The organism is Streptomyces sp. SID8352 (assembly GCF_009862265.1).
Taxonomy (GTDB): domain Bacteria; phylum Actinomycetota; class Actinomycetes; order Streptomycetales; family Streptomycetaceae; genus Streptomyces.
The window spans coordinates 323,157-335,872 of sequence record NZ_WWGX01000104.1; the positions used below are offsets into that span (position 1 = coordinate 323,157).

8 protein-coding genes and 1 pseudogene are annotated in these 12,716 nt (G+C 70.2%); 5 read left to right on the forward strand and 4 right to left on the reverse strand.

All coding sequences use genetic code 11. From position 1 onward, the window contains the following. Positions 1 to 11: 11 nt before the first annotated feature. The 4 genes and pseudogenes from GTY84_RS34405 to GTY84_RS31280 form a co-directional block, all read right to left on the reverse strand. A pseudogene (locus tag GTY84_RS34405) lies at positions 12 to 163 on the reverse strand (IS5/IS1182 family transposase); the annotation flags it as partial. Positions 164 to 976: 813 nt separating this feature from the next. Beyond that, positions 977 to 3,079, reverse strand: a complete 2,103-nt coding sequence (locus GTY84_RS31270) for an ABC transporter ATP-binding protein (protein WP_237532830.1) — start codon at positions 3,077 to 3,079, stop codon at positions 977 to 979. A 709-nt stretch (positions 3,080 to 3,788) separates the two neighbouring features. Continuing rightward, positions 3,789 to 5,078, reverse strand: coding sequence for a DUF4157 domain-containing protein (locus tag GTY84_RS31275; protein WP_237532858.1), 1,290 nt, complete (start codon positions 5,076 to 5,078; stop codon positions 3,789 to 3,791). A gap of 724 nt (positions 5,079 to 5,802) precedes the next feature. Next, positions 5,803 to 7,182, reverse strand: a complete 1,380-nt coding sequence (locus GTY84_RS31280; protein ID WP_161229769.1) for a CoA transferase — start codon at positions 7,180 to 7,182, stop codon at positions 5,803 to 5,805. Positions 7,183 to 7,464: 282 nt separating this feature from the next. Between GTY84_RS31280 and GTY84_RS31285 the strand changes: the two genes are divergently transcribed. The 5 genes from GTY84_RS31285 (at position 7,465) to GTY84_RS31305 (ending at position 12,684) form a co-directional block, all read left to right on the forward strand. Then, a complete protein-coding gene (locus GTY84_RS31285; RefSeq protein WP_161229770.1) occupies positions 7,465 to 8,370 on the forward strand; it encodes a LysR family transcriptional regulator in 906 nt (301 codons plus the stop codon). A gap of 501 nt (positions 8,371 to 8,871) precedes the next feature. Further along, the gene (locus tag GTY84_RS31290; protein ID WP_161229771.1) at positions 8,872 to 10,440 is read left to right on the forward strand and encodes a 4-hydroxyphenylacetate 3-hydroxylase N-terminal domain-containing protein; all 1,569 of its coding nucleotides are present in this window, start codon (positions 8,872 to 8,874) and stop codon (positions 10,438 to 10,440) included. An 81-nt stretch (positions 10,441 to 10,521) separates the two neighbouring features. Then, positions 10,522 to 11,457 carry a VOC family protein gene (locus tag GTY84_RS31295; protein WP_265294040.1) on the forward strand — a complete coding sequence of 312 codons (936 nt, stop codon included), beginning with the start codon at positions 10,522 to 10,524 and terminating at the stop codon, positions 11,455 to 11,457. After that, positions 11,454 to 12,254: a dimethylmenaquinone methyltransferase gene (locus GTY84_RS31300; RefSeq protein ID WP_345943587.1), complete on the forward strand. Its 801-nt coding sequence runs from the start codon at positions 11,454 to 11,456 to the stop codon at positions 12,252 to 12,254. Before GTY84_RS31295 ends, GTY84_RS31300 begins: the two co-directional genes overlap by 4 nt. A gap of 7 nt (positions 12,255 to 12,261) precedes the next feature. Next, complete coding sequence (locus tag GTY84_RS31305; RefSeq protein WP_161229772.1) at positions 12,262 to 12,684, forward strand: cupin domain-containing protein; 423 nt, start codon at positions 12,262 to 12,264, stop codon at positions 12,682 to 12,684. Positions 12,685 to 12,716: the final 32 nt, after the last annotated feature.

The following is a 12,716-nucleotide window of genomic DNA, read 5'->3' on the forward strand; positions in this document are numbered from 1 at the left end:
GGGCCCGCGCCTTATGCAGTGAGACGGGGGAGTTGCTCGTGGCAGCACAAGGCGGCAGGGCTGGGAAGGACCAGGGAGTCGCTGGGCCGCGCTCCCGTCGGCGAGGACTGAGCCGGCGGTATCCGGACAGCCACGGCATGGTGCGCTCGATGACCCAGCGACGCCCCACTTCCAAATGGACCCGCGACGCCGTGGTCCGCCTCGGCCCCGGCACCCCCGCCTTCCTCAGCACCGGCCGGAAAGCCCTCGGCGAAGCCCGCGCCGCCCGGCCCGCAACCCTGGTCCGGGGCTCGGCGGAGGCCCCCACCGCCGGCGCCCGCATCCACGCAGCCCGCGGCGACCGCGACACCACGGCCCACCTCGCCGCCCACGCCGTGTCCATCGCCACCGGACATGGGATTTCCGTGGCACGCGCTGACGCGCCTTCGCGCGGCCCACCCGGAACCGGTCGGCAGCCTCATGCCGTTCGGGACACCGGAAGCACTGTTGTCCGTCACCCACCACAACGGCGTGCTCTTCACAGCGCGGGTGGAGATGACCGAGGCAAGAGGCTATGGGCCACATGCGCAAGCTCATCGGCACCCCGACACGGGGCATCGCCGGCGGCACGGGAGAGGCCGACGAGCCAGGTTCCGCGCTGGATGCCCGGGATCAGCAAGCGGCACGCACTGCCGCCGCACCCCGGCCACGTCGACGGACCCACCCGGCTCCTGCTCCACCCGGGACACCTTCGGCGCCCGCAGCACGCCGAGAGGAAGGCAGGTGCCTTCCACTGCGAAGGGACCGGGCGCACCTGCCCCCGGTGGGAGCCAGCTGCCGGGCACGTGTGAGCACGCGAGGAGAACGCCCGCGTCCCGGGCCGCCCTTCTGGACGGCTCGGGACGCGGGCAGGCGCAAGCACCTCGGAGGCCAGGCGCCACGGGTGTCGTCTCGCCTTCGACGTCGGGGCCGGGCCGTGGAAGTCGCGCCGGGTGGGTCAGCTCGCCGTCTCGTGGTCGGAGGGCCGGATACTGCGGGGGCCGGGAAGCGTGCCGGTCGTGGGCGCGAGCCCGTACTGGGCGGCCTGGGCGGTGAACATGCCCTGGTACAGGCCCCTCGTGCGGGCCATGAGGTCGTCATGGGTGCCGTCCTCGACGACGCGTCCCTGGTCGAGGACGTAGATGTGGTCGGCGCGCATGGTCGCGGCGAGCCGGTGGGTGACGAGGACGACCGCGTGGCCTTCCTCGGCCAGGGACCACAGCCCTCGGAACGATTCGATCTCCGCGTGGGGGTCGAGGGCGCTGGTGGGCTCGTCGACCAGCAGGAACGGTGCCTGCCGGTACCGCGTCCGGGCGGACCCCAGCCTCTGCCACTGCCCGCCCGAGAGCTGGACTCCCCGCTCGTAACCCTTGAACACGATCGAGTCCCAGCCGTGCGGCAGGCCCTCGATCAGGTCGAGGACGCCCGCGTCCTCGGCAGCGGCGCGGACGCGGCCCATGTCGCGGGGCCGGTCGCCGGCGCCGATGGCCACGTTCGCCGCGGCCGTCATCTCCCAGCGCGGGAAGTCCTGCGCCAGCAGCCCGACGGTACGGAACACCTGGGCGCGCTCGGCCTCGCGGAGCTCGACCCGTTCGCCGGACTCACCCACCCACCACACGTCTCCCTCGGAGGGCAGCAGCAGCCCGGCCAGGACCTTCGTGAGGGTGGTCTTCCCGGAACCGTTCGCTCCCACCAGGGCCGTCACCTTCCCCCGGGGCACCCGTACACTCACGTCCTTCAGGGAAGGACCGTCGGCGCCCGGGTAGGTGAACGACACCCCCTCCGTCCGCACCTCCAGCACCGGCGAAGGCAGGGGCCGGCCGGAGGCCGGGATGGCATTCTCGCCCGCCACGGCGATGGCGTCCTCGGTGTCGGTGAGGAACAGCAACTCCTCGTACAGCCGGTTGACCTGTTGCACCAGGGACGTGAGTCGCGCCGTCGAGGTGCGGATGGCGATCACCGCCGTGCCGCCAACGGCGAGCGGCAGCCCACCGGACGCGAGGAGCCACCACAGCACCCCGTAGCAGGCCAGCGACGCCATACCGGCGAACGCTCCCGCGACCAGGTCCGTGGAGGCCTGTGCCCGGGCCAGGCGCCGCTGCTCGGCCTCCGTCTGCCGCGACATCTCCTCGTAGCCGGACAGCAGCTTCGTGCCGGCGGCGTGTACGCGGATCTCTCCGGCGGCGTGCGGGCGGGTCAGGTAGGCCAGCAGGGAGGCGATCGCCCGGCGGTGGTCGACCCAACTCAGGCGGGAGAGGTACTCGCGGCGCGCGGAGCGGACCGCTCCCCACCCCTTGGGCAGGGCGATGGTCAGCAGCATGGGCAGCAGCGCCCAGTGCAGCGACGCCAGTACGACCGCGGCCGCCGCCATGCCGATCACCACGCTTCCCACGCCGACCGACAGTCGGAGCATGCTGCGTGCCGAGTCCGTGCCGAACCTCCCGGCCTCCAGGACCCGCTGGACCTCCGGCCGTTCGGTCGCCTCCACCTCCACAGCGGTGACGGCCGTGTAGTACCGGGCGGAGACTGCCCGCTCCACCTGCGGCTCCAGCCGGCCCGACATGGCCGTCGACCACGCCGCCAGCACCGCGGTCGCCACCGCCGCGACCGCGAGCACCGCCAGCGACGGAAGCGCCTCGTGGAGCTTGTCCCCTGTCGGACCGTCGGCGAACAGTTGCGTGAGGACGCTGTTGACCGCTACCAGCCCCCAGCCCGCCGCCACGCCCTGCCCGAGCTGCGCCGCCACGACCCCGGCCAGCGCCCGCGGGTCCGTCTCCCAGCCGGTGCGCAGCACCATGCCCACCATGCGGGGCAGCGCGGCCGCCATGTGCCCGAAGCCCAGCCGGGTCAGCGGCCCTTCGTGACGGATGTAGGACTGGTCGTAGCGCAGCCGGCCGCCGTACAGCTCGCGCTCGGCGTCCGAGATGCCGGCAGCGGGCGCCGCGGCGGCCTTCGGCGGGTGCTCGGGCCTCTCGTTTGGATCAGGCCGGGCTCGCGGGGTCCGGCCTGATCCGGACGAAAGACCCTCGGTCTCGTCGCTGCCTGGTTCGATTGGCGTCAATGTGTTCCTCCCGGAGGTGCGGCGGTGGCGTCAGCGTGCTCAACGACGCGGCGCCGATTCCGAGCACGTGTTCTTTCGGACGGCTCTCGGGCACCGGAATTCCGCGGTTGTTCGAAGGTGTGCAGTGCACCGGCCCTTGCCCTGCAAGAGCCCACGAGCGAGGGGGGTTGGCCGAAACGCCGATGTTCCGGCCGCACGCGGTCAGCAGGAGGCCCGCACGCCTCTTGGCTCCCCGCTTCCCGGAGCCGCGGACAGGCGAGCCGCGCGTCTCCGACAGCCTGGTCGGAGCGGGAGCCGCCTACGTGTTCATCCGCCGCGTGCCCCCCTGGTGACCCGTCCGGCCACGCACCCGTATCGGGTGTCCGACGACGGACCCGGGCCGCCCCCAGCGCCACCGGGCAGCCGCCCGACACTTCCTCCGCGGCCGCACCCGCAGCACCAGCCTCGCGGCCGCGAGCTTCCTCAGCATCTGGCGCCGGCACCTGCCGTGGCGAGTTCAGCGATCACTCTGGCAGTCAGGCCCGTGATCCTCCGGTTGCTGATGACCGCTGCACCAGACGCGTTCCCCACCACATGACCATGATCGACGATCAGAAGCCCGACGTCTCACCACTCACCGTGCACGATCTCGACACCCTTGGCCCAAGCCGCATGGCCCGTTTCCGGGATTGCGGGTCAAGGCCCGCGAACTTGATCGCCCGGAGAAGTCCTATTCAAGGTCATAGCGCCGGGAGTCGGTGGTCTGCGGGCCGTAGAATTCGAGGGTGAACGGGTGGATCCAGCCGGTCAGTCCGTACTTGCGGGAGGGCGCGTTGTCGTGGGCGATGCCTTGTTGGTCCATGAGGTGCGCGCACTCCCTGCAGGCGGGCTGGTTGGTGCGGATGATCCCGCCGGTGCCACCGCCGTCGCCCCACGCATGCATGATTCTGCATTCCGCATGGTTGGAGCTCGTGTCCTTGTAGCCCGGGCAATCTTTACAATCTGTGGGGAACCAGGACGGGAGAGAAATGACAGTTGCTCTAATATTCTGCACCTCGCCCCAGATCGTATTGAAGAAGGCGGGCCGGTTGGACGACGACGTCGAGAGGTAAAGAGTGTTGCCCAGCAGGCCGCATCCCGTGTTGCCCTGTGGGGCGTGCCACAATGATGCGATCGAATGCAGGAAGGACGCCGCGTCGGTGATGTCGATGTGCGTGTACTGCGGGGCTGCTTGCGGTACGGGCTGCGATTGTTGAGGCGCTTGGTGAGTGGGGCCGGGGTGGAGATCGTATTCGTCCCGCAGTACCGCCACCAGGTTTCCCCAGGCAACGGGGGGCGGGTCCGATTCAAGGAGTATGTCGACTGTCACCTCGACCCGTTCGTGAATCTCCGCCGGGTATTGGGCGAGGAGTTCGCTCATCATCCCATTGCGTGAGATCTCTTCAGGGGTGAGTTTATGGTTCCGGGAATCGACGATAGTGCGCTGGATCGTGTCCGTGGCCGTATCGGCCGCGTCCGCCCCCGTGTTCCCGTCCGCCGTGGTGCCAGGGCGGGATGGCAACGATCCGGCCAGGGCCCGGGCGGCGGTGGCCTCGGCTTCGCGCTCGAAACGGTCACGCGGGTCGGAGACCGACAGCCCGTCGCCGTTGTCGGTCGCGGCAACCGGGCCCTGCCGCTGCTGGATGACGTGGGTGAGTTCGTGGGCCAGGGACTTCTTGTCACCGCCTCCGGCACCGATGACGACATGGTTCTCGGAGGTGTAGGCCCGCGCCCCGATCCCGGCCGCGGACTGCTGCGCTGCGGCGCCGGTGTGCAGCCGGACGTCGGAGAAATCCACTCCGAACCGCCCTTCCATCTCCGCCCGCGTCCCGGCGTCCAGAGGCTGCCCCGGAGCGCGCAGCACCTCGTGCACGGTGGAACGTCGGACCGGCGGTGTGCTGCCAGGGGTGTCCCGGGAGCGGAGGCGCCTGAGCATCTCGACCACCACGGAGTTCCCCACGGTCCGCTGCAGCGCTGCCATCCGCTCGGGCGCCGCGAGAATGGGGTGCGCGACAGGGATGTTCTCCACGGAACTGCGTTCCCCGGGCCGCACACCGACCTTCGGCGCACGGCGTGTGGCGCTGCCGTACAAGGCGGCGTCATTGTCCTTCTGGCGGGCATGGGCTCCCATGACACTCCGTCGAGACCAGAGATCACCAGATCCCAGGGTCGGTCCGTCACCGTTCGCGGGCAAGGAACATGCGTACGGGTTCAGGGGCAGGCCATCTGCCTTTCCGGACACCATGGGAAGCGGCGGAGAGCGGATGACCCAGTCCTGCGTCGGGGGCTGCCGACGAGGTGCGGCACCGTGGGCAGAAGAGCGAACGCAGGGCGCGTGGCTGCGAATCGGCCTGCGCGATGTCTCCCGGGACCCGGCCGACCGGCCCGGGCGTCCGTCGGCACGGCGGGCGCGGTCGGCTGCGGGGCCGGGACGGGGTCGGCCTTCGAGGGCGCGGGCGCCAGGAAGTGAACGGCGCGGACGTTCGCGCCGGGCACCTTCTCGTTGGCCGTGGCGATCGGCTTCGGTGCTTTCCAGCACAGCCGCTGGCGCGTCGTTCGCCGTCGAGGCCCTGTTGCTCGGCCACAGCACCGAGCGCCCCGGTGGCCGACCTGCGCGCCCACTCGTCACCCGTGGCGCTCGGTCGGACCGGTGTGACTGAGCGCTTCAGGTGGCGGACGAGCGTGGTGGTCGGCGGGCAGGTTCGTCAGGCGCCGGCCCAGACCGCGGCGTCCGTGCCCCACAGGCCCGGTGGGCGTGCCCAGGCCACCGGTCCTCCCTCGTACGACACCGGTGGCAGGGCATGCCGCAGCCGGCCCATGGGGCTGTCGGTCTCGGTCAGTCGGCGCCCGGCGTCGAAGCTCTCATCCTCGCCCTGAGCGGGGGCCAGGCCGTGGACCAGCCAGTGCGCGGTCTGCGTCAGGGCCAGGCGGACCAGCCGGGTGCCGCCGGTGCGGTGCTGCTCGGTGAGCGCGCGCAGGACCCCGGCCGCCAGCAGATAGCCGGTGCCGTGGTCGAGTGCCTGGGCGGGCAGCGCGCCGGGCGAGTCCGGTGACCCCTCCAGTTCGGCGATTCCGGTGGCCGCTTGGACCAGGCTGTCGAAGCCGCGCCGCTCGTGCCACGGTCCGTAAGAGCCCCATGCGGACAGCTGGGCGATCACGAGACCCGGACGGCGCCCGGCGAGCGCCTCGGGCGTCAGTCCGAACCGGTCCAGCGCGCCCGGCCGGTAGCCGGTGACCACCACGTGCGCCTCGTCGAGCAGTTCCTCGAAGACCCGGCGGCCGGTGGCGTCGCCCAGGTCCAGGGTGGTCGAGCGCTTGCCCATGCCCGTGTCGTTGTGGGCCTGCCGGCTTTCCGGCAGCTGCGGGGCGTCGACCCGCAGAACGTCCGCGCCGAGCAGCGCCAGCGTCCGGGTGGCGACCGGTCCGGCGAGCACCCGGGTCAGGTCCAGGACGCGGAGCCCCGCGCACGGCAGTGCGGCGTCACCGAGCACCCGGTCCGGTGAGTCGTCGAGGCGCGACATCGTCAACAGCGGCTGCTTCGCGACCAGGGCTCCCTGCTCGCTCCTGGCCCACTCCTCGGGGCCGCGGGCCGCGATGGCCAGACCGCCCGCCGCGAACACGGTCTCCTGCACTTCCAGCGCGGTACGCCCCGCGATCGTCCCGGCCACCGCCTCCTCGCCGGCGTCCCCCGGCAACCCGAGAGCGGCGAGAAACCGGGCCCGGTGGTGCGGGTAATTGGCGTGCGTACGGACCCAACCGTCGGCCGCCCGCCAGAACCGGGACAGCGGCGCGAAGGTCGGCCACGCCTGCCCGTCGACCCGCACCAGCCGGTCGCTGAGGAACGCCGTCGCGACCGACTCGTCGTCGACCCGCACCCGGGGCGCGGGCCGCCCCGTGCGCACGGAAGTGAGCTCGGCGGCCGCGAGCGAGCACACCGCGACAGTGGCCCGCGCCAGCTCCATGACGGGCAGCCGCGCCGGCAGTCCTCCGGACGGACCGCTGTAGGACACCCGGTCGAGCAGAGAAGAATCGGCACCCAGTGCCGCCCAAGCCTGCAACGTACCTGCGGAGATTGGAGAGCTCACCTCCTCACTATGGCACCAGGTGCCACCTGTGGGAAGGATGCCGGCCGCCACACGGACGGGCGTCGACACGTCCTCGCCGATCGCCTCGGCGATGCCCGAGCATGCATCTCGCCGGCGTCGCCCGCACCTCGGCAACCCGAACCGCTCCAAACCCGAGGTCCGGGTCCCGCCGACGGGCTGACAGCCCTCGCACGCCGCGCCGACGACGCTGCCGCCGACGCCGAGCCGTCCCGTAATCTCTGCCTGTCGGGACAGACCGGGGGCCGTGGAAGGTCGAAGAGGGTGGACTTTCGTCAGATCGAGTACTTCAAGGCCGTCGTGGAGGCCGGTTCGGTCTCGCAGGCCGCCAAGAACCTCAACATGACGCAACCGCCCGTGAGCCATGCCGTGGCGAAACTGGAGGGCGAACTCGGCGTGCGACTCCTCGAACGCACCGCGAAGGGCGTCCACCCCACGCAGGCCGGGCTCTACCTGCTGTCCAAGGGCGAACGCCTGGTCGCCGACCGGGACCGGGCCATGGCGACGCTGAAGCTGATGGGCGAGGGCGCCGTCGGGGACCTGCGCATCGGTGTGGAGCCCATGGTCATCAACGAGATCGTCGCCGATGTGCTGGCCGAGTTCCTCGACCAGGTCCCGGGCGCACGGGTCAGCCTGACAGACGTCACCCCCGACCTCATCGTGCAGGGAATTCAGGACGGCCGGCTGGACATGGGGTGCATTCCCTTCGGCCCCGGCCAGTTCGCCGGTTTCGTGACGGACCTCTGCGATTCCTACTCCATCCTGGGAATCGACATCAAGCTCGCCGTCCCCCGGTATCGCGCGCGCGAGGACCACCCCGACGGAAAGGGATGGGGGCGCTGGATTCTCCCGTACCGCATTCCGGCGTTCACCGGGATGCCCGAAGTCGTCGGAAAGGCGCTCGCGGGCGACGACTCATTCGAGGTGCTGGAGGTCTCCACACCGCAGACAGCCGTCGCCTTCGTCGCCGCCGGGCTCGGCGTCGCCCCCGTGACCCGGCGGATCGCGGGCCGGACGGATGCGGTGACCCTCCTCGACCCCCCGCGCTGGCTCGCCCCGATGCAGGCCACGCTGCTGTGGCGACGGGATGCCGAGATCAGCCCGCTGATGCGGCACTGGCTGGAGGCGACCCGAGTGGTCGCCGAGCACCGCCGCGCGCTCAGGTCGTGAGCCGGGCGGGCCCGCGACCCCGCAAGGGCTCGGGCGCGCCCTGAGGGCTGTCCCGCGAACGGCCCGGCCAATCGGCGACGCACTGCCGAAAGGCAGCCATACATAAAACTATGGCACCCCTCCATTGTGCCGCGTATGGACGGCACGGGGAAAAGCGAGGGGTCATCTCGCACCACGGGGGGAAATCCCTGTGGCGTGCATCACATTCGAGGATGTTCCGGGCGGCCCCCGGTCCTCCCATCGGGATGAAAAACACCAGTTCAGAGGCCATTCGCCCGTCGTTCACCGACTGGAGCGCGGCGCGTCGGCCGCCCCGCCCGCGCGCATCGTCCGCTTCCGAGGCCTATTGCCCGTGCCTGCTCCCCGTGGAAGCCTTCAGGCAATTCGACGCCGCAGGGAATTCGGTTCGGCAACTCGTCCCCCTTCATGGGCAGCCGATCATGCACGACCTGAACCCGGCGCCATCCATTTCCGTTCGGGAGAAGATGGGGTTTTCTTTCTATGAGCACGGAAAATGCAAATCAGTCGCCACTCGACCGCGCCGGCCGTGAGAACATCCCCTTCACCGGTGCCGAGTACCTGGAGAGCCTGAACGACGGGCGCGAGGTCTGGATCTACGGCGAGCGGGTCGAGAACGTCGCCGAACACCCCGCGTTCCGCAATTCGGCCCGCATGATCGCCCGCATGTACGACGCGCTGCACGACCCGGCGCGCAAGGACATCCTCACCGTGCCCAACGAGGACGGCGGATTCACCCACCGCTTCTACCGGGCGCCGAAGACCGTCGAGGAGCAGGTGGCCTCGCGCGACGCGATCGCCGAGTGGCAGAAGATCGCCTGGGGCTGGATGGGCCGCTCGCCCGACTACAAGGGCTGCTTCCTCGGCACCCTGGGCGCCAACGCGGAGTTCTACCGCGGCTTCGAGGACAACGCGCGCAACTGGTACCGCAAGGCCCAGCAGAAGACCTGGTACATCAACCACGCGATCATGAACCCTCCGGTCGACCGCGGGCTGGGCGCCGACGCGGGCAAGGACGTGTTCATCCGGGTCACCCGGGAGACCGACGCGGGCTTCTACGTCACCGGCGCCAAGGTCGTGGCCACCGGCTCGGCCCTGACCCACTACACCTTCGTCGGACACGTCGGCCAGGTCGCCGTGCAGGACCCGTCCTTCTCCCCGGTGTTCATCATGCCGACGAACTCCTCCGGCGTGAAACTGATCTGCCGCACGTCCAACGAGTACCGGGCCGCCGTGCTCGGCAGCCCGTTCGACTACCCGCTGTCCAGCCGGCTGGACGAGAACGACGCCATCCTGGTCCTCGACGACGTGTTCGTCCCCTGGGAGAACGCGTTCATCTACAACGACCTGGAGCAGGCGAACAAGTACAACATCCACTCGGGCTACCTGGAGCGCGCCTCCCTGCACGGCTGCACCCGTTTCGCCGTCAAGATGGACTTCCTGGTCGGCATGCTGGCCCGCGCCCTCGACGTCACCGGGGCCGGCCAGTTCCACGGCGTCATGTCGCAGCTCGGCGAGGTCATCGCCTGGCGCAACACCTTCTGGGCGCTTTCGGACGCGATGGCGAAGAGCGCGGTGCCGTGGAAGGGCGGCATGATCCAGCCCGATCCGCAGTTCGCCGGCGCGTACCGGGTCATGAACCAGCTGGCCATGCCGAAGATCAAGAACATCATCGAGCAGGTGGTGGCCAGCGGGCTGATCTACCTCAACTCGCATGCCGACGACTTCAAGACCCCCGAGATCCGCGGCTACCTGGACACCTACGTGCGCGGCACCGGCGGCATCGACGCCGAGGAGCGCGTCAAGGTCATGAAGATGCTGTGGGACTCCATCGGCACCGAGTTCGGGGCCCGCCACGAGCTGTACGAGATCAACTACATCGGCAGCAACGACGTGACCCGGCAGACCAACCTCTTCGGCGCCCGCGGCAGCGGCCTGCTCGACCGCTGCAAGGAGTTCGCGCAGAGCGCCATGGACGAGTACGACCTGGACGGCTGGACCGTGCCGGACCTGATCGGCCCGGACGACGTCAGCATCCTCAAGAAGCGCTGACGCCCCGCGGGCTCCGGCCGGGGAGCCCACCAGCGGCGAACCGAGCGCGCCACCGCGCTCCCACCCACCACAGGAGGACCCGTGGCCACGGCAATCGATGCTGCCCACGTCACCTACGAGGCACCTGATCTCCAGGTGATGGAGAAGTTCCTCACCTCGTTCGGCATGACCAGGGCCGAGGGCAGCGACGACCGGACGCTGTACATGCGGGGAACCGGAACCCAGCACCACATCCACGTCACCCGCAAGGCCGACAAGCAGCGCTTCGTCGGTGCCTCGATCGAGGTCGCCACATACCGGGACCTGGTCGAACTCGCCGCCCTGCCGGGATCTTCCCCGATCACCGAGTCGACGGAGCCCGGCAGCGGGCAGGTCGTCTCGATGACCATGCCGGACGGCATCGAGATCCGGGCGATCTGGAACCGGGACAGGTCCGAACCCCTCGCGGACCGGGAACCGTTCAAGATGAACAACATCCGGGACAAGAACCGGGTGAACTCTTCCGTCCGCCAGTCCGTCGCGCCCTGCACCATCGCCCGGCTCGGCCACTTCGTGCTCCATGTGAAGGACCACGACGCGTCGATGGCCTGGCTGAACGAGCGCTTCAACTTCCTGCCCTCCGACTACTTCCTGCCGCCGGGGCAGGACGGCCCCGTCGTCGGAACCTTCGTCCGGCTCGACCTCGGCGAACAGCTGGTGGACCACCACTTCATGCTCGTGCTCCAGTCGGACTGGGTCGGCGTGCACCACAGCGCCTTCGAGGTCACCGACATGGACGCGGTCATGTCCTCGCACGACTACCTGCTCCAGCAGGGCTACACCCCCGACGTCGGGGTCGGCCGCCACCTGCTCGGCAGCCAGATCTTCGACTACTGGAAGGACCCGTTCGGCTTCCGCATCGAGCACTACACCGACGGCGACACCGTGGACGGCAGCCACCGGCCCGGAAAGTTCAACGGCACCGCCGCCGACACCACCCAGTGGGGGAACCGTCCCCCGATGGAGTTCTTCCAGTGAGTGGCGAGAAGCGGGCGGATCGCCCCGAACCCACGCCGGCGGCACCCGGCGCGCCGCTGCCGCAGCCGGTTCACGAACCGCTGTCCCCGACCGTCCGCGAGCAGCTGGTACGGGCCGGTTCGTCCACCGTGGCCAACATGCTGCTCCGGCACGGGCTGCGCAACGTCCTGATGGCCGGGGTCCGGCCCCTGGTCGCGGGCGGGGCGCCCATGGTGGGCCCGGCGAGCACGCTGCGGTTCATCCCGGCGCGCGAGGACCTGGACACCCTCGCCAACTACGCCAGCAGCGAGAACCTGCACCGGCGCGCGATCGAGGAGTGTCCGCCCGGGGCGGTGCTCGTCATCGACGCGGGCGGCTCCAGGGCGGGCGCGTCCATGGGCGACATGATGGCAGCGCGGCTCCAGCGGCGCGGTGTGTCCGGTGCGGTGACGGACGGCGGATACCGGGACTCCGGAGCCATCGCCGGGACCGGGCTGCCCTGCTTCCACCGGGGCAACGCGCCCGCGGCGACGCCGATCGCCCTGCACCCGGTCGCGCTGGACGAGCCGGTCGGCTGCGGCGGTGTCGCGGTCTACCCCGGCGACGTGGTGCTGGGCGACGACGACGGGGTCGCGGTGATCCCGCGTCACCTTGCCGCGGAAGTGGCCGCCCTGGCCGCCGACGCCGCCTCGTACGAAGAGTTCGCGGCACTCGAGATCCGGCGCGGGCGGTCCCTCTTCGGGCTGTTCCCCGCCACTTTGGAGAGCCGCCAGGAATACGACACATGGGTGGCCTCGAGCCGTCCTGGTTTGGAGTGAAATCCCCATGCGCATCGACCCCGCGGCCCTGCGGTCGCTGGAAGTCCTGATCCACGCCGTCGATCTCGACGACGCCGGCTGGATCGACTACCCCGACTACGGGTTCCGCCAGTACTTCCTCTTCAAGAACCCCGGGACCGGCGCCAGCATCGCCCTGCTGGAGTACGAGAAGGGCGGCACGATTCCGACCCGGCACACACACGCGTCGAACCAGTTCATGTACTGCCTTGAAGGCGACTACGAGTACACCGAATCAGGTCTGCGGCTGCGCCCCGGTTCGTTCTACATGAACCCGAAGGACCACCCCCACGGACCGACGCTCGCCCACGAGCGCAGCGTGCTGATCGAGATCTACGACGGCCCGCACTACTACGAGAAGCCCGAGTACCACACCGACGAGACGATCGGGGACTTCCTTGCGAAGGACTGAGGTGCCGGGACGCAGCCAGGAACACGCCGGAC